Below are 21970 nucleotides of genomic sequence, written 5' to 3'. Positions count from 1 at the left end.
TTCCTCGTGCTTCTGAAAAGTAGTCCCAACGGATAACAATCTTTAAAGCAAGAAATCAAGAGTGGAAAAACGAAACGCTTCCACCGAATACTGCTGTATTTCTAATGAAATTACTGGACGATAAATCACTGGCATTTGTAACTGGATTATCCCGTTTTAGAGAGAGATCTTGCGGTAGCGCTTAATAAATCGATAGTAAAAGTAGGTATTTTAATTCATACCGTGCGTAACTTTGGTTACACAGCCGGTTGGCATTGGGTTTCTGAAATTGAAGGCATAGTTGGAGTAATAAACACTAGAATGTGTAGTCTGCGGTTTATAAATGATTTGAAAACCAAAAAACTTTAGCACAAGAATTAAATTAATCCTGTGCTAAAGTTCTCAATTATAAAGTGCCAAAATTTTATACGTTCGCCACAGTACCGGTTTCAAGGTAGGACTTCAAGTTTTCGATATCGCTTTTCACCATTCGTTCAAATAAAGGATTTAAAAGCTTTGCAGCTGCTTCTCCGGCAACGCCAAGTGGGGCATGGTATGAAATGGTTACTTCTAAGTCGGTGCCATGGCTTCCTCGTTGTTTAAAGACTACTTTACCGGCATTGTCTACAGTCGAGCCAGGTAGTGACGTCCAACTCAATATACGACTGGGTTCGTCCATTAAAACTTTAGCGTCCCAACTTAGCGTTCCTATTCCTGCTGGACCTTGAGCTACCCAATGCGAATGACTGTCATTCCTTTGCTCAACGGTTTTTAAGTGCGACATAAACTTGGGAAGGTTTTCCAATTTACGCCAAAAGGCATAAACTTCATCCACCGGTTTGTCAATACTGATGCTGGTTCGGATGTTGACATTGCTGCTTTTCATTGTTTCCACTTTTCCAACTGCATTGTAAACAGGACAATAACCCGTAATACCTCGTGCAAGCATCGCTGTGGCAGCGATACTTTGCGGCATATTCTTTTTGCTTCCAGAAAGGGCATTGTACAACATATAGCCTCCAGCTGCAACCATAATCATGCGTTCGAGGTTACTGACGTTTGCATTTACGCCGGGTATTAAACTTTTACAGGCTTCTGTGTCTACCTTTTTCGAAAGCTGTTCTGCTTCTTCTACTGTGTGTGAACTGGAATAACGGTCGGGATTGGTACCCGATACCGCACTGCCTGTTGGCATTGTTCCTTTTGAGTGGTTCTGTGTTTCTTCTGTCGTGTTCATAGTGTACTCTTTTTAATTTATGTATATTTTATGATTGCAATTTGTACTCCAAATTTATCAGATAACTAGTTAGGATTCATTACAGTATACACTTATTTTGTTTTGAAATTTCAATAGTAGTGAAGCACATCGCCTGTGTAAGGTTGTTGTCTTTTGGAAATAGCGGATGCCAACTTTACCCATTTCAAACTATGTTCAAACGGAAAAAGAGCCGCGTGAGCGACTCCTTCATTCAAATATGGATATTTTGTTATAACTCTGGAATCCGTAGAACTTGACCCGGATATATTTTGTTTACATCGGTAAGCATTGGTTTATTGGCTTCAAAAATACTGTTGTATTTCATCGCGTCGCCATAATAGGTCTTTGAAATTTTAGAAAGTGTATCACCGCTAACCACAGTGTGCAACTTAGAAGCTAGTTTGGCTTCCGATACCTGCATCTTATTGTCTACGATGTCCACGCCTTCTACATTACCCACGGCAAGTGTAATCCGTTCTGAATCCGCTTGATCTGCTACTTTTCCTTCTAATACTACATCATCTCCACGAAGCGTGATTTTCAATATTTCATATTTCAGTCCCAGCTTCTTGACGTACTCCATCAATTCACTCGACTTTAATTGGTGTTTTTCTGCCTCAGGTGTAGCTGTTTCTTTTTTAGTGAAAATCTTTTCTCCTACGCCTTTTATAAATGAAAATAAGCTCATAATTATTGGTTTTAATTGTTATTTAAATGTCTGTTACGAAATTAACTAATTCGCTGAAAAGTGGGGTTACAGGATTAACGGGTTTTGTTGTGCCATTTCAATTGGTACAACAGCAGTAGCGCTATATATTTCACTGCCTTTATCAATTCAGCGAAATTTGTGACTCGGGAAGCGTTTTAGGAGTGTCGTTTTGTTAGTCGAATTTAGTCCACCCGTCAATAGAATATCTTGAATTATTTCAAAGTTTTACAAGTTACTCCTAGTGCATCCAGAAACAAAAAAAAGCCGCCCAAAGGCAGCTTTTACGCGTTACACAAAGCATTATACGGCATTACCGGGTGCGGTAGGCTCTGGTCCACTTGCTGGGTGCACATCCCCCCAATCACTGTTTTGTTCTTCTTTAATTTCTTGTTTTTCTTTGTCTTTTCGATCGTCCTCTGATGGAGTGGCGAAATAGATGGCGTTTTCTAAATCGTGTAGTTCGTTAAAATTGTCCATAGCTGTTGGTTTTTTGAGAGGAGGTTTCCTCGGTTAATCGTTTTATAAAGGTAGGAATTACATACTTGTTTACTATATAAAATTATTAATAAATGTTTAAGTATTTCTACTACTGATTTTTGATTATCGATTTTTGAATAGTTGGTTTGTCTGATTGCGGATACTGACTGGAGTTGTAAGAAGCATTACTAAAAAAAGATCTTTTTTTCATACTAATTAATAGTTGTTACCTATTTATTCACTGGATGGAAAAGTGAAAGGGAGAATGAAGGCGATACTATTTAATGGTTCTAAATAAACCTTTCTAGCATTGGTATATTTTGGGTGTATTACGAGTTGGATATGGATTGTGTATGCATCTTGTATTCATTAAGGGGGCTTATATCATACATTATATACGCCATATGGTAGGCTCTGCTATGGCTTTGCTATAGCTTTGGTCCGAATGTGACTCGTACTAAAATAACTATACAGGTTATTAAATTTATCTTGCTCTAGGTATACAAATTTTTGATTATTGTTTTTTTTGGCAGGCTTTTGCTGCAAAATATTATGTTTTTTTTACGGCACTGTACGTCCGATGGATTGTTCCGAACTATTTGTGGTAGGGCTTATGGTTGTACTGGTTGCTACTTTTAAGTTCTATCAAAATGAATTGTATTCTTATATTTCTTATATTTGTCTTCTAATTAGTAGGTTATGGCAAGACAAGTTGGGAAGATTCGGATTACTGGGACGATTGCAGGCGTTAATTATTATTGTAGTGAGGGAGACTATCGGGCACGAAAGGCGGGTGGTGGATTTACGCGTGATGCGATAAAGAATAAGCCTTCGATGGAACCTGTGCGGGAGAGTGGTACGGAGTTTGGCAAATTATCTGGTGTTAAGCGGTTACTCCGGGAATCTATCATGAGCTCCTTGCCGGCAGTTTTGGAACGTAAATGGCATAATGATTTGGTTTCCCTTCTGATTCAGGTTAAACTGCAGGATTGTTTGTCTGCTCGCGGATGTCGGAGTGTGGGGGGTGGTTTGAAAACCGCTGCAGGAAAGCAAATGCTGCGTGACTTTTCATTTACTCCTGGTCAACATTTAGGGGCTTTACTGGCTACGAATTTGGAGGTTTCTTCGTTGGGAATGCATTGTCGATTTGGGGCTTTTGCACTTGATGAAGACCTGTTTAAAAAGGATGCTTCCACTGTGTGTTTTCATTACTTTGTTGTTGACTATACTGTATCGGACTTAAGTTGGACTTCTTACTCGGCTGAAAAACTATTTTGTTCTACACAGGAGTTGTCTTCTGGTTTGCCTGATTTTGTGATTGCTGATTTACCTTCAATTCCTACTTTTAGACTTGCGTTTTTAAGTATGCGGTTTTTTGATGCTGTTGGGGATACTTTAGTTCCTGCTACTGAAGATGATCGAGTTGGTTTGCGTTGTGTTGGAGTTTTTAGTGGTGAATGAATTATGAGTTATGAATTATGAATTGGGATCTGGGAATTAGGATTTATGAATTAGGATTTTTCTGGGAGGCTGGGGGTGTTAATAGAAGGTATTTTTGGTATTTCGGAAGTCCGATGGAAGAAATGGAACAGCTTGATTAAAAGCACTTGTTTTTAGCCGAGTTCCTAAAAGTGAAAGGATTTAGTTTTGGGAAATTAAGAATCCTACTGCACTTCTATTTTTGATGTGAAAATAAAGAATATATGTAAAAATCAGCTTTATTTTGGCGTGTACTTCTCTAAAAAACAAAATATATAAAGTACTATGCTTATTGTTTTCCCAATTTTTTTGTAGGAAAACGCACGCAGCGTAGAAAAGACTACAAAAAAAAGAGAGATATACATTTTAGAAACGGCCGATTACTTAAAATACGATAATAATCACAAAAACATGAAAAATCCCTACCTGTAGGGGTTTTTTTATGGATTGTTATTTTGTAAATTTAACGTATCGTAAAAAAGGAATTATTTGTATATTAAGACTTTAGATTATGAAAAAACTACTATTCGTACTAATTTTGTTAATTGGATTTTCTGGTTTTTTACAAAATTATAAAAAGGAAAAAGAAAAAGTTATTGCTGCACTTGATACTGAAATTAGTAAGAAAGGTAACGATTGCTGGAATGTATAATTACATAAGTATCACTGATTATTTGGTTTTAACTCTTAGGTATTCCGTTTGGTGGCTTTTCAAGAATACCCAGTTCCCACTTTTAACCTTAAAGACTGATACAGTAAAACTGATTTATTCACTTTTATGTTCTGTGTATCTTTTCTAGTGTTGCAGTATTTGTAAATTCTTCTCAATTTCTTAATGATTATTTATAAAATCAGTTTTGAAACTTGGTTAAATTTGTCCTACAAATAGTTTACGAATTGGAACCAGCAAATGATATTTTCTTATTAGAAAGGCTCAAACAAAGTGATCATAAAGCCTTTAATCGCATTTATGATATGTATTGGGAGAAGCTATTTGCTTTCTGCTTTAAACTTACTGGTAGTAAGGACTTGACCAACGAAATACTTCAAATCATTTTTGTTCAATTATGGGAAAAAAGGGATGAAACTGAAATAACCAATCTTAAATCTTATTTATTTCAGAGTGTGAAGTACCAATTTTTTTCATTTTATAAAAAAGATAAAATTCAATCCACTACTTTACTAAGCGATATCGAAGATTACCTGATTGATAATATAAATGAAGAACACCCAGAGATTCTCAATTGTCTTAAACTTGCTTTAGATCAACTCCCTGAAAAAAGAAAAGAAATTTTATTATTGAGTAAATACCAAAATAGGTCTGTTAATGAAATTTCTCAACAATTAGGAATAGCTCCACAAACGGTTAGGAATCAAGTATCTAAGGCATTGATTCAGCTGCGTCACATTATGGCAACGGGTACTGTGGTATTTATTTACATCAAGTTAACTTTATAGTAAAGTGGGATGATGGTACATTAGTAAGATTTCTATACTTAGGGTAAAGTAAAGAATCAAAATATGTTTAACAGAAATTTTATTAAAAAATTATTAGAAAGAAATAGTCTAAACCAATCTTCTGAATCAGAAGAAAAAGTTTTAGACGGCTTCTTAAATGATTTATATAAAAAATCCGAATGGGATGAGAAACAATTAGGGGATAAAGAAGAAACAAGCAAAATCCTTTTTGAATCCATTAATTCCAAAATAAATAGATCAAAACCTAACTATGGTTGGATTAAATATGCCTCAGTTGCGGTAATCTTACTACTAGTAAGCATATATGTTCCTTTTGGAAACAACACTAAGCAGCTGATATTTGCTACCACTCAAACGATAGACAGCATCATTCTTCCGGATCATTCTACCATAATATTAAGCCCTCATTCTAAAGTAGTATATGAAAGTGATTTCAACGATAAATACAGGGCTGTGTCTTTACTGAAAGGAAATGCTTTTTTTAAAGTTACAAAGAATGAAGCAAAACCTTTTGTAGTGACCACAGGATCAATTAAAACTACGGTGTTGGGAACTTCTTTTAACATTGATATTAAAGATGACAAAATAAATGTGGATGTCAAATCAGGAAGAGTACAAGTTGCTTCCCGGTCACAACAAAAAATAATATATCGCAACCAAGGAGTAACTTACACTGTACATAAACAATCATTATCGGAAGAAAAGGACAGTAAAGTTTTGCCATGGTATGAGAAAGATCTGCTGCTAAAGGAAGTCAGCATCAATGAATTAGGTATTATTCTTAAAAACCGTTTTGGATACAACGTCCGCTATGAGGATAAATCTATAGATAACGAAAAAGTGACAATTCATTTGGCTAAAGGTGACTCAATAACTCAAATTATCGATAAATTGAAATATATAACTTCTTTAAAATTTAAAACAAATGCCAATGAAATAACAGTTGCTAAATAGAAAAAACCGCAATTGCTGGAACAATTACGGTTTAGATTAAATTAAAGTATTGAAAATAAAGTAAAACAGAACAACACTAAAAAATTATGCTTCACAAAAATAGAACTATTTGTCTAATACTCACACTGTGTTTTAGCTTATTAATGACAAATAAAATGTCAGCACTAGAATTTAAAGAAAATGGTACTGAAGATAGGGTAGTAATTAAAGCAGATAAAGTTACGCTCCAAACGATTTTTAACAAGATTCAAAATCAAACAAAGTACAAATTCAGTTATGGGAACGATATTATAAAAAACGAATCTAAGTATTCTGTTGATTATAATGAAACCAGTGTCCATAATATACTGAGCGATCTTTCAAAAAAAGTGAATTTTATTTATAAAATAGATCGTTTGAATGTGTTAATTAGAGTGCCTACTTTAGCATCTTCCGTTGTACAACAAAACATACGTGGTGTTGTTTTAGATGATGCTAAAATGCCGCTAGTAGGAGTGAATGTGATGGAAAAAGGGACTAACAATGCTGTTTTTACCGATGCAGAGGGGAACTTTACCATAGCAGTTACTTCAGTCAATCCTGTATTAGTTTTCTCATCTGTTGGTTATAAAACATTGGAAGTTCCAACGGAGGGAAAAGTTACGATAGCGGTTGTATTGCAAAATACGCAAAGTCAACTTGATGAAGTAATTATTACGGGTCGCGCAGGAGCTAGTGATCGTAAAAAATTAAATACGAGCTACTCTGTTACAGCTATAAAAGAGAAAACGCTACTGCTACAAGCTCCTACCAGCGTTACAGAATCTCTAAAATCAGTACCAGGTTTTTGGGTAGAGGCTTCAGGTGGAGAAGCAAGCGGGAATGTACGAGCAAGAGGAGTTCCTGTTGATGGATTTGGGTCAATACAACTTCTTGAAGATGGAATTCCTGTACAGCATGATCCGGCACTAGGGTATCTAAATGCTGATCAATCATTTCGTTTTGACGAAACCATTGAATCTATTGAAGTGGTAAGAGGAGGACCCTCATCTGTTTTTTATTCTAATGCACCTGCTGGAGCAGTTAATTATATTCCTCGGAAAATTGGAAATGAAGCGAAAGGTATTTTTAAAATGACATTGGGGACGGGAGACCTTTACAGAGGTGATTTTTGGGTAGGAACTCCTGTTGCAAATGATTGGAAATTAGCAGTAGGTGGCTTCTTTAGATCGGCATCCGGTGTGCGTGATCCTGGATTTACTGGGAATAAAGGGGGGCAATTTAGAGCTACTTTAGCTAGAGAATGGGAGAAATCATCTTTTAGTTTTGATGTTAAAAACATGGATGATTCTGTAATATTTTATACAGGTATACCAATGACATTCGATGAAGATGGAAAAATAGTGGCTGTAAAAGGTTTTAACGGACATACTGGAACGATATCTGGTCCCGAAACACAATTGTCAGAAATGATACAAAGTGATGGCAGTACCTATAAATTTGATAATAGTCTTGGTACTAACGTAAAAAGAACGCAGCTAACGGCAAAATTCAAAACAGATTTAGGAAATGAGTGGATTTTGAATAACACTTCAAGATACAATGATTCAAGAACAATTCGTAATGGTGTATATCCTAATAGTTTAACCACTGCGGCAGATTTTTTATCCAGTGAAAGTATAAAAAATATGCTGGCGACAATTCCTGGAGCTACTGCTTTTGAAATGCAATATGTGACAACAAATGATAAGTTTGATATCGCCAATCAAAATGGTAACGGACTTGTAATGCAAGGAGGATTGAGAGGATTAACCATGCCTTTAAAAGAATTTATGAGTGATACTCGAATTGCTCGTACCTTTAAAACAGGTTCAACTACTCATGATTTTAACATAGGATATTACTATGCTTATACGGATGAAGATTTTTCAAGATATTCCTCTTCAGCTTTACTTGATGTTCAAAATAATGCACGTTTGCTTAATCTGGTTGCTGTAGATGCAGCTGGAAATGCAGTACAAACTGTAACAGATAATGGCATACTTCGTTATGGATATGAGTGGGAAAATGCTCATGGTGAACAAGCTACTAATGCAATATATGTTAGTGATGAATGGCAAATTACACCAGAAATCAGAATAGATGGAGGATTTAGATGGGAAACGATGAATACCCGTGGTGCTGTAGAACAGAAAGGACCAACTACAGATTTAGGTAGCATTCCCACGTCTAATATCATTACAGGAAACGGAATTTTCAAAAATTATAATGATACGTTCGATTTTACCACTTGGACATTAGGCGTAGATTATCAGTTTTCTGAAAATATGGGGTCATTTGCCAGGTATACTTCTGCAGCACGATTACCCGGTTTAGGAAATTATGTAACCAATGCGTCGGCTACACCTTACATCCAAACAATGGAAATGGGTGAGATCGGTTATAAATATAATAATAGTAAAATAGGAATCTATGCAACTGGATTTTGGACAAAATACAATAACATTGCCTTTACTAATTATGTTTTTGATGTTAACTCAAATGAACAAACTACAGAGAACCTTTATGCAGATACTACTACAGTAGGACTTGAACTTGAAATGGGATATTATCCTATAAGATGGTTTGATATTACGGGTACGGCTACTTTGCAGAAAGGCCAATATAACGGGCTTACATTTGCGGATAAGGATGGAAATGTTAATGATTATGATGGTAATAAATTGATTAGAATTCCATCAACAAGTTTTAGAATAGTACCCGGTTTCAATTTGTTTAAAAATGTCCTTCGGATGCAAACTGCCATTGAATATGTAGGAAATCGTTATGTAGATACTGCAAATTCTGTTGAACTTCCAAATTATACAAAAATTGACTTTAGTCTAAGTACAAAATTAAGTGACAGCGTATCTCTTTTCGGGTATATTGATAATCTCAATAATTCTCTTGGTTTGACCGAAGGAAATCCCCGCCAAGGTGAAGTACAAAATCAAGCCGCTGGAGCAAGTACTTTTATTGCGAGACCACTAATCGGAAGAAGTTTTAGAATAGCACTTAGGTATACATTTTAATTATGAGACGTACATTTATTTTCTTTTTTATTGTCATAAATATAGTGATGTTGTTTTCTGTTAAAGCACAACAGGGAATACAGAGTAAAGCAAATAGCGATATACCTGATTATGTCTTAAAAGGTGAAGTGACAACTGAAAATTATCAAACGTATGTTGAAGTTCCTTTTGAAGTTCCAATGGATGTTAAAAGACTTACAATTGAATTAAGTTATTCAGGAAAGGAGCAACGCACTACTATAGATTTGGGGTTAGAAGATCCCAAAAATTTTAGAGGATGGAGTGGAGGTGCAAGAAATAAAATTACTTTAAGTAGAGAAGAGGCAACCCCTGGGTATTTACCAGGGGAATTGCCTTCTGGTACGTGGAAACTCCTTCTGGGTGTTCCAAATATTCGTAAGGGAATAGTTTCAAAATATGAAGCTTCTATTTATCTAGAAAAAGAGCCAGCCATTACAGCGTTTTTTGATAAACCGATTAATTCTCAAGAAGGCTGGTATCGTGGAGATTTGCATATGCATACGGGCAATAGTGATGGTAAATGTCTTTCTCAATCTGGACAAAAAATCCCCTGCCCCGTTTATCGAACCGTCGAGGCGGCAGCAGAAAGAGGCTTAGATTTTATTGCTGTTACAGAGCATAATGCTACTTCTCATGCCAATGCATTAAGAGAATTGCAACCTGCATTCGATAAAATGCTACTGGTTGCGGGCCGTGAAGTCACTACGTTTTATGGACATGCCAACGCGTATGGACCAACTGAATTCATTGATTTTAAAATGAGTGATTCCACATCCGTTCAGGCGAAAAAGTGGATGGACCAGGTTAATAATAAGGGCGGTATTGTATCAATTAATCACGCCGGTGTGCCTGCTGGTGAAGCTTGTATGGGTTGTGGATGGCAAATAGAAGAACTGCCAAAAGGTACGGTAAGTGCGGTAGAAGTTATTAACGGTGGTATAATGAGAGAAACCGGTTCTGCCGAAAGTCCTTTTCAAGGTTGGAAACAATGGTACAAAATGCTGAATGCTGGCGAATATGTTACCGCAATTGGAGGAAGTGACAATCATACCGCTGAAGCCAAAAAAGGGATTGTTGGAGCAATTGGCTATCCTACAACAGTAGTTTTCATGAAAGAGTTATCAGTAAAAGGAATGATCGATGGAATTCGCAGTGGTCGTGTATTTATCGACATCGAAGGCCACAATGATAGATATATCGCCATTTTTTGCACAAATGGTAATGAAGAGGCAAAAATGGGCGAGAAACTTAGCATTAACTCAAAAGATAAAATGCAGCTAACCGTTTCAGTCGATGGTGCACAAGGTGGAAGTATAGAATGTATTGTGGATGGTACTTTGCAACCTAAGATGACGCAGCTGATAAAAAAGAATAAAGAAATTGCAAAAATCGATTGGCAGTATGTCGCTGGTTCAAAATGGATTCATGTGAACGTGCGTGATGAAAATGGCAAACTTATTCTGGTTAGTAATCCTATTTATTTTGTAAAAAAATAAAACTTCTTAACAGGTAGTGACTTATCGGAAATATTATTTACTGCTATAGATATCTCGCTGTTTTAAAGAAGAAATCAGACTTTTTTTAGTGATTTAAAGGAATTAATTAACGCAATAACTTTAAAATTATGAGTCGAGATTTGAGGCTATCCGAAATGTACTTTTCCGGATAGCCTTTTTTTTAAAATACCATTCGTAAGTCCCATGATTGTATCATTCGAAATTATAGAGAAAAATCAGTAGGGGGGAATTAATAAACAACTAGACAAAAAAAGTAGCAGGATTCTTTTAAAATTGCAAAGAGGGAAATAAGCTACGTATCGTTAAAAACAATAATTCAGGGCAGTAACTATAGAATAATAGTTTTACTTTCAAAACGTTAAATACAAATTTTATAAAAAAATAATAATTTGAAAGCAGTAATTTTATAACTACTAATTTAAAAACACTCTATTTTTGATGTAAAAATAAGAGTAGATGTAAAAATCAGCTTTATTTTGACGTGTACTTCTCTAAAAAACAAAATATATAAAGTGCCATGCTTATTGTTTTTCCAATTTTTTTGTAGGAAAACGTACGCAGCGTAGAAAAGACAACAAAAAAAAGAGAGATATACATTTTAGAAACGGCCGATTACTTAATATACGATAATAATCACAAAAACATGAAAAATCCCTACTTGTAGGGGTTTTTTTATGGATTGTTATTTTGTAAATTTAGCATGTTATGAAAAGGTATGTAATTCTTTATTAATCTATTAAAAAAAATAAAATGAAAACATTACTATCGTCTTTTATTATTCTACTACCTATAAGCGGTTTTGCTCAACATAGTTTTGACGTAATAAAAATATTAGATTCTCATAAAGTTGAGGGGATGGAGCGGAAACTTAAAGGGATTCATTCTACTGATGAAAGAATTATAAATTTAGACTTGTTTTTAAAAAACCCATTCGACACGTCCATTAAAAATTTTAACATACTTGAAAGTGTCAAGTACTTGGATGCAATTCCATTAAAAAACGGTACTAAGAAAGGTAATAAGAAAAACGATTCCATTATCAATATAGTAGACTCTGTTTATATTCTAAAAGATATTACGGATGTAGCCTCATCTGTTTCATCTGTTTCGTCTGGATTTTCACCAACGACCCAATTAATTGACGCTACTGCAAGTCTCTTAGTTGAAAGAACCAAACAAGAAATAACTACGGCATTTTATCAAAATTTTAAAGGTCGATTAAATACATCATTTGACATTAGCTTAAATGATACTGATACCATTAAGGTATCCTTAAATACAGTTTTTCCAAATACACATTTGCTCTTTGTAAGTCAAGATTATTTTCAAACTCCTTCATTTGGGCAAGTATGGGTAACCTCTTTTAAAAAAGATATTCAACAATTTTCTAATTCTTTTAAAAAAATAATTGATGAAAATAAGAAATTAAGAGATTCTGATCAGGGACATTTTGCGCTTGTATCCTTTGATATTGTTGACCAGATAAATAAAGGAATCCATCCTAAGTTAGTCTTGGAGCGTATCGCAAATGACTATACCAATGTTGAAAAGTATGAAATTGATAAAATGGTTGGACTATTGAATGTGCTATCAGAAAATTTAACCACCAATGCTACGGGTGATTCTACAGAAATAATAGAAAAATGGATTACAAATTCTGAATTAAAAAAATTGAGCTCTAATCAAAATAAGTTATTAGCAGGATTGGTTTTTCAAAAATTGAATGACAAGCAAATTTTTAATAGTGACGAATTGAATTATATTCAAACCAATTATATTGAGCTAGTGAAATTAATTACAAGCACTCAATTTACTTTTAGTCTTATAGAAAGTAAATTGGTAGAATTAAAATCCGCTAAAAACAGTAAAGGAACTGATACCGACAATAAACAAGAAAATTATAAATTTTCGGAGTATATAAATACTATTTATGGTGTAGTTGATGAGACTTTTGAAAGCTATTCAAAACTAAAAAATACCCATAACTATTATCAGTCCTCCTATTATAGAGATTTTAAACCATTAGTGACAACTATTTTAGAGTTCAATACTGCTATAAGCACCAAGAATTATGCTGAAACCATTTTAATATCATCTCAATTTTTAACTAAATTATTTCCAAACATTAAGCCGGATGATAAAATAATTAAGAATATTTATTTTTATAGTAATTTCATGTTAGATATTTCTAATACCATTGAGTCCCAAGGAGATTTAAAACCCGTTTTAGAGCATTATATCATGCCCGTAAACTCTTACCGCGTTAAAAGATTGTATGGTCTAGCCTTACAATATGAATCGAGCCTACGGCTCTACAAGGTTAACATCGAAGTCTCGTAGAGACGATACATATTGTAGCAACGGATTTTAATCCGTTGAAAACAAAAAGCGGTGCATCTTGTAGAAAACAAATGACGCATCTTGTAGCACCGGATTTTATCATGGGCCGAACCTACAGCTCTATTTCTCAGGTTAGTTCCATCTAACTGGACTAAAGTCCAGCCTTACAATATGAATCGAGCCTACGGCTCTACAAGGGTGACGTCCAAATCTTGTAAAGACGATGCATACTGCTGCAACAGATTTTATCATGGGTCCGGCCTACGGCTCTATTTAGGTTGGTTCGCTCTAACTGGACTAAAGTCCAGCCTTACAATATGAATCGAGCCTACGGCTCTACAAGGGTAACGTCCAAATCTTGTAAAGACGATGCATACTGCTGCAACAGATTTTATCATGGGTCCGGCCTACGGCTCTATTTAGGTTGGTTCGCTCTAACTGGACTAAAGTCCAGCCTTACAATATGAATCGAGCCTACGGCTCTACAAGGGTAACGTCCAAATCTTGTAAAGACGATGCATATTGTAGTAGCAACGGATTTTAGTCCATTGAAAACTTTGCCCAAGGTACTTTCGCATTTGAACTTTCTTTCGGAACAGCAAATAACCAACTCCGCTTTGTTGGCTTTTGGCACTAATCCGCAACAGTATTTTCCTACAGCAGTGGTGAAGTGTGCTCATTTTCATGGTTTGCATGTGGCTAAACCCATTCCGGACCACCGTGTCATTAAAGGAGATGTTTTTACGCAGGTAGACGAAGCCATTGATTTTATTTTATCGAAAATTGCACTCGCGGTGGGAATGCGTTCTCATAGCAATCAAGCCCCTTTAAAATATGAAATTCCAAGAGCCGTTATTGCTGAGGCCATTGTGAATGCGGTGGCACATAGAGATTACCAAAGTAAAGGCAGTGTACAGTTGATGCTTTTTGCCAATCGCGTTGAAATCAGTAATCCCGGAGCACTACCGCCTGAGCTGACATTGTATAACTTGAGAAACGACCACTCCTCGTATCCCAAAAACCCCCATTTAGCAGAAGTACTGTATCAAGCCGGTTATATTGAACGTTTTGGAACCGGAACGGGAGAAATTTTACGGTTGTGTAAGGAAGCAGGTCTAGCAGAACCTGTATTTGATTTGGGAGCAGGTTTTAAAATCACGATTTGGCGTCCGGAAGTCATTGGTAAACAGTTTAAAAAGAACGGTACCGACCAAGTCAACGATCAAGTCACCGATCAAGTCAATGAATTGATACAACGGTTGATTTTGATCACCGACCAAGCGTATGCTCGTCAAGAATTAATGACCATTTTACAACTGAAGCACAATCCAAATTTTAGAGACAATTATTTGAATCCAGCCATGCAGGAAGGCTATCTGTCCATGACGCTACCCCATAAACCGAACAGCACCCACCAAAAATACCAATTAACCGCAAAGGGGCAGCAATTAAAAATCCGCTTAGAAAGGGAGGAGGAGTGACATCGAGGGACTGCATTTAGTTCACCAATAGAAAGGGCAAAAGGACGTTGTGAAAGCGCTTCTCTTAAGTAAGCGTTCCAATAGTATTTCTGGGTGGATTCCTTTGTATTTTTCTATTAAGGTATTCACAACACAAATAAAAATCACTTTGTTTACTTTTTTTTGAACTTCCTGTAATTTTGAGGCCAATTCTTACCTTTACCATAAATAAAAAAGCGATTCCTGTTAGCAATCGCTTATAGGTGAACTAAGGCTTGCCTTGTAGTTATAGTAGTTCTCGTAAGTATTTCAAATCGCTTTTTGTCGTGTCTACAACTTCAGCAAATTGGCCATTTATCATTAACTTGCCCATAGAAAGTGCAAAACCTTTTAGTTGGTCGAACTCTAAAGTAGGAGGTAAGGCCAACGCATTGGGATCGGTAAAAATGTTGATGATTGCCGGGCCATTGTGGTTTAATCCATTGATTAATGCGGCTTCCACATCCTTAGATTCCTTCGCTTCCCATGCGGCAATGTTCATGGATTCGGCTAATTTTACAAAATCAGGGTTGACCATATCGGTTTGCCAATCCATATATCCTTCCACACGCATTTCAAGTTTGACCATTCCTAAAGTACCGTTGTTGAAAATGATGATCTTGACGGGTATTTGGTATTGACTGATGGTCATCAAATCACCTAGTAGCATTGAAATACCCCCATCCCCGCAAAAAGCAATCACTTGCCTATCGGGATGCGAAAGTCCCGCCCCGATTGCCATCGGCATTGCATTGGCCATCGACCCGTGGTTGAAAGACCCGGTTAAATACCTGTTGGTACCTCCTTTTAAATAACGGGCGGCCCAAACGGCACTCATGCCTGTATCGACCGTAAAGATAGCGTCGTCAGTGGCCAACTGATCTACTAAAGCGGCGACATATTCGGGGTGAATTTGTTTTTCCGTTCCTTTTTCAGAGACATAGCTGGCATAATCAATTTCCAGTTCTTGGTGCAGTTTCCGCATTTTGTCTAGAAAGTCAGTAGTTGTTTTCACATCCACTAGAGGCATAAGCGCTTTTAGCGTTGATTTTATGTCTCCACAATACCCGTGATCTACTTTAGCGCGTCGTCCTAGTCGCTCGGGCTTGGTATCGATTTGAATAATTTTGCATTTCTCAGGAAGGAATTCACTGTAGGGAAAGTCTGTTCCAAGCATAATCAAAACGTCGGCTTGGTGCATGGCTTCAAATCCCGACTTGTTTCCTAATAAGCCGTTTAATCCAACGGCATAGGGATTGTCCTTGCGGTCAAAAAATATTTTCCCTCTAAAACTATAGCCTAGAGGAGCTTTTAAAGTGGATGCCAATTGCATTACTTCATTTACAGCATCACGGCATCCATGTCCACAAAAGAGCATCACCTTTTCATTTGAATTAATGACGCGTGCTAGTTCAGACAAGTGTTCTTCGCTTGGAATAATACGAGCTTCTGTATAAAAATTATGATTGGCGGTATGCACATCTTCTATTTCGGCGGCAGCCACATCTCCTGGTAAGCCAAGAACGGCAACACCTTTCATTCCAATGGCGTGTTGGATGGCGGTTTGCAATCCATTAATGGCTTGTTTGGCTGTACCCGCTTGGAACACATATTTAGAACAATCTTGAAATAACAACTCCGGTTTTGTTTCTTGAAAGTTGTCCAATCCCATTTTATCGGTATGAATTGTGGAAGCAATAGCAATCACGGGATTCCCAGCTCTATTGGCATCATAAAGTCCGTTGACCAAATGTATATGATCTGGACCGCTACTTCCCATACAACAACCAATTCCGTTTAATTCTGCTTCCATAGAGGCGGCATAAGCGCCTGCTTCTTCATGCCGAACGTGTATCCATTCTAAGCGACCATCCCTTCGAACGGCATCATTTACGGGGTTAAGGCTATCTCCGGTAACGGCATACACTCTTTTTACTCCTGCTTCTACTAACATGGCTACAAGGTGATCGGATACGTTTTTTGACATCTTTTGTTGGTTTTAAAATTAATTGTAGTGTTGCAAAAAAAGGGAAGTGCAACTGGGAAACATAGTTCAAATGAAGGATTCGTTTGCTGTTTCCCGAATACTACGCAAGGTACGGCTATTGTTCGCATCTGGTGTTATGCGATTGTGGGTAATGGTTCCGTGATTTGGGGGGAGAAGTTGTAGTAAATAGGGACAAGAATGTCGCTTACCTTAATCCCTATTTTATTGGCATAGCACTACAGCACCCTTTGATTCAAATTTTTCAAAATCGGACCATTTGTAATCCGGACAAGCTCCTGCTTTTGAGGTGATGAATGCCCCCAAGGCTACGGCTCGTTTCATGATTTCTTGGGGAGGGGCATTTTGGATTCTTTTGGAAATAAATCCCGCTAAAAATGCATCGCCACTTCCAACAGTATCGGCTATTTCGATGGGTAGGGCTGGAACTTCATAATTGGCCCTGCCATCGTGATACAAAGCTCCTTTGCTGCCTTTGGAAATTAAAACTTCCTCCAATTTAAAAAAGTCCTGAATATAGAAGATAGCATCTTGTTCGTTGGTATAGGGAATAGTAAGGTATTCTAATAAACGCTTCATTTCGGCCTTGTTCATTTTAACAATATCGGATTGGTGCAGCAAGGCTTCAATCAGTTTGAAATCGCAATAAGGTTCTCTTAGGTTTACATCAAATATTTTAAGTTTTGCGGCTTCTAGTAAACTGAATAAAGTGGTACGGGAAACGTCTCCTCGCGCAATTAAGCTTCCAAATACAAAAGCGGCTGCTTGACTTACTTCTGTAGCTAATCCCTCTGTATTTGCAATAAAATCGTAGGCTACAGGATATACAATGTCGTAATGGGCTTCATTGTCGGCATCAAAATGGGCCAGTACGGTTCCTGTGGGTTGCGTAGCGTCTATTTGTAAATATTTTTCGGGAAATCCCCATGCTTTAATTTGATTCTGAAGTTTTATTCCTAAAGAATCATTACCAACTCTGCTAATTGCTCTAGAATCTACTCCCATTTTTCTAAGGTTGTAGGCTACATTAAAAGGAGCACCACCCGCTGTTGTTCCATCAGGGAAAATGTCCCAAAGCACTTCTCCAAAACAGAATACCGTATTGTTTGATTTTAAACTCATTATCGTAGTAAGTATTAGGAATTAAGTATTAAGACGTAAGTGTTAAGAATTAAGCAGGTCTTTTTCTCGGATGCGAGAACCTACGAGCGCGTAATATAAGAGGACCAATTCACAAATTACCGTTAGCGTCCACGTCCATCTCCAAGAACCAAAAGCATCTGCTAAAGCCCCTTGTACTATAGTGAAAACTGCTCCACCGAATACGGCAGAAATAAATACGCCTGAGGCTTTTGAGGTATATTTGTTTAAGTTTTTGGTTGCTAATGAAAAAACACAACTCCACATGGTTGAATGCAGTAAACCTATCGCTACCAAAAACCATATATTTTCGGTAATCATGGCAATTAAGGCCAAAATAACGGCTAAAATAGAAGCAACGGTAAGTTGGGTTCGAGCAGAAATGGAACAGAAAAAACTGGATACTAAACGACCAATTAGAAAACCACCCCAGTAAAGTGTAGACAATAAGGCATGAATGCCAAAATCCATTCCGCCCATAATTAGCTCGGTTTTTCCAAAAAAGGAAATGGGATGATTCGAGTCCATCAATTCAAAAGCATACAAATTAATGTTGGCTCCGATAGCGACTTCTGTTCCTACATAACAAAAGATGGCCAAAACACCCAAGGCAAAATGCCGGAACGACCAGATACTTCGCAGTTGTTTTTCACCTAAAGTAAAACGCGTATTGGCAATATCGGGTAAATGTAGTTTGCTGGTTATCGCAGTCACCACGAGTACCATACTAATTAGAATCGTTAATGGCCACATGAGTTGGTGAATGGCTACATTTTCGATAGAAATGCCACTAAACATGATAACCGTTACAAAAAAGGGAGCTGATGTAGTACCGATGGAATTGACGGCTGTGGTAATATTCAATCGTTGTACAGGTTGGGTTCCAGGCAGTTCATACGAGGCTACATACGGATTGACCACCACTTGAATAATAGCTGCAGAAGTTCCCATAAGGTACGAACCGATAATAAAGACGACAAATCCATAAGCAATAGTAGCATCTCCCACTTGAAAAGTAAGATCAGGATAGGTATCTCCAACAAAAGCAGCACCTAAATAAATGCACAATCCAGCAAGCATAAACAAAAGTCCTCTTACGATGGTATTTTTGTAACCCACTGCATTGACCCATTTGCTTCCTAAGGTTCCGTTTATTAAATACCCCAAAAAGAAAAAGAAAGAGATTAAGGTGGTAAACGTGTTCTTTAGACTTCCTGCATCCGCTAAAAAAGTAAATTTTAGAGGAGCTTGCAGTTGCTCGTTAACCGTAGTTAAAAACCCTACAATAAAGTAGATGAAGGTTACAATCGCAAAAGGCAGTAACTTATTGCTCGATTTTGAAGTCATAATAATTTGATATTAGAAAACGTTTAGGGATGTTTATTTAGCTTACAACCGCATTTAATACTTGGCCAACACCTTGTTCTTCTAAGTCGACCACAAATTTAGAGTACAGTTCTAAAAAGTGGGTGGATTTAGAAAAATCAACCGGTTTAAAAGGAGAAAGCGTTAAGAAACACAGTGGTTCATCAATAGCGATAATTCGTTCATCTTCCTCAGTCATCCAAGGTTCGGCAATTTCAAAAGCAGTTCCGTTATCGTCTACTTTGTATTTTAAATAATGACGATAGGTTGCCAAAAGAAAGGCGATGCGGGTCATGTCTTTCTGGTCCTCCAACATTTTTAGGACATTGGGTACTATATAAACGGGAAATTTTGAAATGCCATCAAAACACAATCGACTGACTTGATCACTTACGGCAGGGTTAGAAAACCGTTCAATAAGCGTTTGTTTATAAACTTCTAAATTGGTGTTTTCAGGTTGGTGTACATAAGGAGTGATGTCCACATCCATAAAGGTACGAATGAATTTTACGAGGTCTGCATCTTGCATGGCTTGATCCACAGCTCGATATCCTTTTAGGAATGAGGGATAAGCGAGTAGGGTATGAGAAGCATTTAATAAACTTAATTTCATATTTTCAAAAGCAGTAACATTCTCAGTAAATTCCACACCAACAAGTTCCCATTTGGGTCTTCCTGCGGCGAAATTATCTTCAATCACCCATTGGATGAAGTCTTCGCAATAGACCGGAACAAGATCGTTTGTTCCATTTTTTTTATTCAATCGTTCTATGTCGGCTGCAGTAGTTGCGGGAGTAATTCGGTCGACCATACTGTTTGGGAACGTCACGTTAAGATTCACCCATTCTGCTAGCTCATTGTCTTGTTCTTTGATAAAAGAAGTAAATGCTTTTTTTGCGGTATCCCCGTTGTGTTGCAGGTTGTCGCAAGATAGAATCGTAATTGCACCGTTTCCTGCTTCTTTTCTTCTTCTTAATCCTTCTGCTATAAATCCAAAGGCCGTTTTAGGTTGCTTAGGATTTTTTAAATCTTGTTGGATTTTCTCATCTCCAACATTAAATAAACCGGTTCCTTTGTCTAAATTATATCCCCCCTCTGTTATGGTTAGAGAGATGATTTTAATGGAAGGTGATTCTATTTTTTGGAGTACCGCTTCAGGATTTTCATAACCTGCAATTAATTCTACTATTGAACCAATAGTGTGCACTTCCTCTGTATTATTTCTTCCAAAAACAGTTAAAGTATATGCAAGATTTTGTTGTTTTAGACGTTCAATTATATTTTTATCGGAAGGAAGTAAGCTTACACCACATATTCCCCAATTTTGTTGATTTTCATGGGCTAGCAGTTGGTGGGTATAAAAGGCTTCGTGTGCTCTATGAAAGTTTCCTACGCCAATGTGCAGGATACCTGAAGTGTTGTTTTTACTAGAATAATCTGGGTCAACTGTATTCATAAATCTGTTTTTTAATACTTTTTATTTTGCCAAATCTATTATAATCAACCTTTAATTATAACGTTTTCGTAAAAATGTTTTACTGGGAACGTTCCCAGTTTTATGGGAACGTTCCCGTTATGCACTCTCAACTATTTTAGCTATTTTTGATTAAATTCTTTTTCATGAAACGCATTACGTTAAAAGACCTTTCGAAACACTTAAATTTATCTACTTCAACCATCTCCAGAGCCTTATTGGATGAAAAAAATATTAATGCGACGACGAAGCAAAGAGTTTTGGAAGCTGCTCAAGATTTGGGTTATAAACCCAATGCCACTGCTTTAAATTTGAAAACCGGAAAGACGAAAAGTATTGGTTTTGTGGTTCCAGAAATGGTTACTCCTTTTTCGGCGAAAGTTTTAAAAGGCGTTCAGAAAGTTTTATATCCTTTAGGCTATAAAGTAATCATTTTACAATCTGATGAAAAACCAGCTAATGAACGCGAGAATCTTTTGCTGCTGGAGCGATTTAATGTGGATGGCATCATCATCAATTTATGTCACGAAACCCAAAACCAAAATCTGTACAAAGAAATTATCGAAAGAGGCACTCCTATGGTCTTTTTTGACCGTATACCCCCTGCCACACTTGAGGTATCAAAAGTGGTGGTGAATGATTCCATAAAGGCCGCTTTGATGGTAGAACACCTGCTTAGTGTAGGGTGTAAAAAAATAGTCCATTTAATGGGACCTTCCAGTGTGAGAAATGCAAGTGAACGTGCCAACGGCTACAAGCGAATTCTTACCAAACATCATATTTTAGAACCCCAGTTGATTGTTCCTTGCGAAGGAGTTAGCTTACAAGATGGAAAAAAAGCCGTTGAAAAATTACTGGAAAGGGGTATTGAATTTGATGGTATATTTGCTTTTACAGATACTTTAGCCATTGGTGCGATGAATTATCTTTTGCAACACGGAAAGCAAATTCCAGAAGATGTTGCCATCGCTAGTTTTTCTGGTACCGAATTATCCAATTATGTATTTCCGCCGTTAACAAGTGTAGAACAACCACTTGTAAAAATGGGTAAAGCGGCTGGAAAGTTAGTTTTAGAACATATGCAAAACCTAAATGCACCTGCTAGAACCATACTTTTAGACGCAAAGCTGATCTACAGGTCGTCGACGAAGGGAAAAGCCGTATAAAGGTTTGGCGAGGTTGTCGATGCATTTTTTGATTCCATTGCATGGCACAAAAACACTC

At 36.9% G+C, this 21970-nt stretch carries 16 protein-coding genes; 9 read left to right on the top strand and 7 right to left on the bottom strand.

The window, feature by feature from the left end; genetic code table 11:
* Positions 1 to 403 precede the first annotated feature (403 nt).
* The 3 genes from ACQ5J2_RS14785 to ACQ5J2_RS14775 form a co-directional block, all read right to left on the bottom strand.
* On the bottom strand, positions 404 to 1216 hold the full coding sequence (locus ACQ5J2_RS14785) for an SRPBCC family protein (protein WP_432671232.1): 813 nt from the start codon (positions 1214 to 1216) through the stop codon (positions 404 to 406).
* A gap of 250 nt (positions 1217 to 1466) precedes the next feature.
* Positions 1467 to 1925: a peptidoglycan-binding protein LysM gene (gene lysM / locus ACQ5J2_RS14780; protein WP_432671231.1), complete on the bottom strand. Its 459-nt coding sequence runs from the start codon at positions 1923 to 1925 to the stop codon at positions 1467 to 1469.
* Between the two features lie 321 nt (positions 1926 to 2246).
* Positions 2247 to 2423, bottom strand: a complete 177-nt coding sequence (locus ACQ5J2_RS14775) for a hypothetical protein (protein WP_432671230.1) — start codon at positions 2421 to 2423, stop codon at positions 2247 to 2249.
* Between the two features lie 699 nt (positions 2424 to 3122).
* Between ACQ5J2_RS14775 and ACQ5J2_RS14770 the strand changes: the two genes are divergently transcribed.
* From ACQ5J2_RS14770 to ACQ5J2_RS14735, 8 genes are all read left to right on the top strand, one after another.
* Positions 3123 to 3884: a hypothetical protein gene (locus tag ACQ5J2_RS14770; RefSeq protein ID WP_432671229.1), complete on the top strand. Its 762-nt coding sequence runs from the start codon at positions 3123 to 3125 to the stop codon at positions 3882 to 3884.
* A gap of 529 nt (positions 3885 to 4413) precedes the next feature.
* Positions 4414 to 4554: a hypothetical protein gene (locus ACQ5J2_RS14765; protein WP_432671228.1), complete on the top strand. Its 141-nt coding sequence runs from the start codon at positions 4414 to 4416 to the stop codon at positions 4552 to 4554.
* Between the two features lie 245 nt (positions 4555 to 4799).
* Complete coding sequence (locus ACQ5J2_RS14760; protein ID WP_432671227.1) at positions 4800 to 5360, top strand: RNA polymerase sigma factor; 561 nt, start codon at positions 4800 to 4802, stop codon at positions 5358 to 5360.
* Positions 5361 to 5423: 63 nt separating this feature from the next.
* A complete protein-coding gene (locus ACQ5J2_RS14755) occupies positions 5424 to 6335 on the top strand; it encodes a FecR family protein (RefSeq protein ID WP_432671226.1) in 912 nt (303 codons plus the stop codon).
* Between the two features lie 155 nt (positions 6336 to 6490).
* A complete protein-coding gene (locus tag ACQ5J2_RS14750; protein WP_432671225.1) occupies positions 6491 to 9385 on the top strand; it encodes a TonB-dependent receptor domain-containing protein in 2895 nt (964 codons plus the stop codon).
* A 2-nt stretch (positions 9386 to 9387) separates the two neighbouring features.
* On the top strand, positions 9388 to 10902 hold the full coding sequence (locus ACQ5J2_RS14745) for a CehA/McbA family metallohydrolase (protein WP_432671224.1): 1515 nt from the start codon (positions 9388 to 9390) through the stop codon (positions 10900 to 10902).
* 771 nt (positions 10903 to 11673) lie between these two features.
* Positions 11674 to 13263, top strand: a complete 1590-nt coding sequence (locus ACQ5J2_RS14740; RefSeq protein ID WP_432671223.1) for a hypothetical protein — start codon at positions 11674 to 11676, stop codon at positions 13261 to 13263.
* A gap of 515 nt (positions 13264 to 13778) precedes the next feature.
* On the top strand, positions 13779 to 14744 hold the full coding sequence (locus ACQ5J2_RS14735) for a Fic family protein (protein ID WP_432671222.1): 966 nt from the start codon (positions 13779 to 13781) through the stop codon (positions 14742 to 14744).
* Positions 14745 to 15009: 265 nt separating this feature from the next.
* On the opposite strand, the gene ACQ5J2_RS14730 is transcribed toward ACQ5J2_RS14735, so the two are convergent.
* The 4 genes from ACQ5J2_RS14730 to ACQ5J2_RS14715 form a co-directional block, all read right to left on the bottom strand.
* Complete coding sequence (locus ACQ5J2_RS14730; protein WP_432671221.1) at positions 15010 to 16749, bottom strand: thiamine pyrophosphate-dependent enzyme; 1740 nt, start codon at positions 16747 to 16749, stop codon at positions 15010 to 15012.
* Positions 16750 to 16971: 222 nt separating this feature from the next.
* A complete protein-coding gene (locus tag ACQ5J2_RS14725; protein ID WP_432671220.1) occupies positions 16972 to 17889 on the bottom strand; it encodes a carbohydrate kinase family protein in 918 nt (305 codons plus the stop codon).
* A 42-nt stretch (positions 17890 to 17931) separates the two neighbouring features.
* Positions 17932 to 19254, bottom strand: coding sequence for an MFS transporter (locus tag ACQ5J2_RS14720; protein ID WP_432671219.1), 1323 nt, complete (start codon positions 19252 to 19254; stop codon positions 17932 to 17934).
* A gap of 37 nt (positions 19255 to 19291) precedes the next feature.
* Positions 19292 to 20728: a mannitol dehydrogenase family protein gene (locus ACQ5J2_RS14715; protein WP_432671218.1), complete on the bottom strand. Its 1437-nt coding sequence runs from the start codon at positions 20726 to 20728 to the stop codon at positions 19292 to 19294.
* A 164-nt stretch (positions 20729 to 20892) separates the two neighbouring features.
* Here ACQ5J2_RS14715 and ACQ5J2_RS14710 point away from each other — a divergent pair, with 164 nt between their 5' ends.
* On the top strand, positions 20893 to 21912 hold the full coding sequence (locus ACQ5J2_RS14710) for a LacI family DNA-binding transcriptional regulator (protein WP_432671217.1): 1020 nt from the start codon (positions 20893 to 20895) through the stop codon (positions 21910 to 21912).
* The last annotated feature ends 58 nt before the right edge of the window (positions 21913 to 21970 follow it).

The organism is Flavobacterium sp. SM2513 (genome assembly GCF_050908145.1).
GTDB lineage: Bacteria > Bacteroidota > Bacteroidia > Flavobacteriales > Flavobacteriaceae > Flavobacterium.
Note: the sequence above shows the minus strand (reverse complement) of the source record. Positions and strands in the feature narration are given on the sequence as shown.

Bases quoted from the DNA above. Each gene is read 5' to 3' on its own strand.
- ACQ5J2_RS14720 (WP_432671219.1), bottom strand. From the start codon at position 19,254: ATGACTTCAAAATCGAGCAATAAGTTACTGCCTTTTGCGATTGTAACC.
- ACQ5J2_RS14730 (WP_432671221.1), bottom strand. From the start codon at position 16,749: ATGTCAAAAAACGTATCCGATCACCTTGTAGCCATGTTAGTAGAAGCA.
- ACQ5J2_RS14735 (WP_432671222.1), top strand. From the start codon at position 13,779: ATGCATATTGTAGTAGCAACGGATTTTAGTCCATTGAAAACTTTGCCC.
- ACQ5J2_RS14745 (WP_432671224.1), top strand. From the start codon at position 9,388: ATGAGACGTACATTTATTTTCTTTTTTATTGTCATAAATATAGTGATG.
- ACQ5J2_RS14710 (WP_432671217.1), top strand. From the start codon at position 20,893: ATGAAACGCATTACGTTAAAAGACCTTTCGAAACACTTAAATTTATCT.
- ACQ5J2_RS14775 (WP_432671230.1), bottom strand. From the start codon at position 2,423: ATGGACAATTTTAACGAACTACACGATTTAGAAAACGCCATCTATTTC.
- lysM (WP_432671231.1), bottom strand. From the start codon at position 1,925: ATGAGCTTATTTTCATTTATAAAAGGCGTAGGAGAAAAGATTTTCACT.
- ACQ5J2_RS14740 (WP_432671223.1), top strand. From the start codon at position 11,674: ATGAAAACATTACTATCGTCTTTTATTATTCTACTACCTATAAGCGGT.
- ACQ5J2_RS14750 (WP_432671225.1), top strand. From the start codon at position 6,491: ATGTCAGCACTAGAATTTAAAGAAAATGGTACTGAAGATAGGGTAGTA.
- ACQ5J2_RS14765 (WP_432671228.1), top strand. From the start codon at position 4,414: ATGAAAAAACTACTATTCGTACTAATTTTGTTAATTGGATTTTCTGGT.
- ACQ5J2_RS14725 (WP_432671220.1), bottom strand. From the start codon at position 17,889: ATGAGTTTAAAATCAAACAATACGGTATTCTGTTTTGGAGAAGTGCTT.
- ACQ5J2_RS14715 (WP_432671218.1), bottom strand. From the start codon at position 20,728: ATGAATACAGTTGACCCAGATTATTCTAGTAAAAACAACACTTCAGGT.
- ACQ5J2_RS14755 (WP_432671226.1), top strand. From the start codon at position 5,424: ATGTTTAACAGAAATTTTATTAAAAAATTATTAGAAAGAAATAGTCTA.
- ACQ5J2_RS14785 (WP_432671232.1), bottom strand. From the start codon at position 1,216: ATGAACACGACAGAAGAAACACAGAACCACTCAAAAGGAACAATGCCA.
- ACQ5J2_RS14770 (WP_432671229.1), top strand. From the start codon at position 3,123: ATGGCAAGACAAGTTGGGAAGATTCGGATTACTGGGACGATTGCAGGC.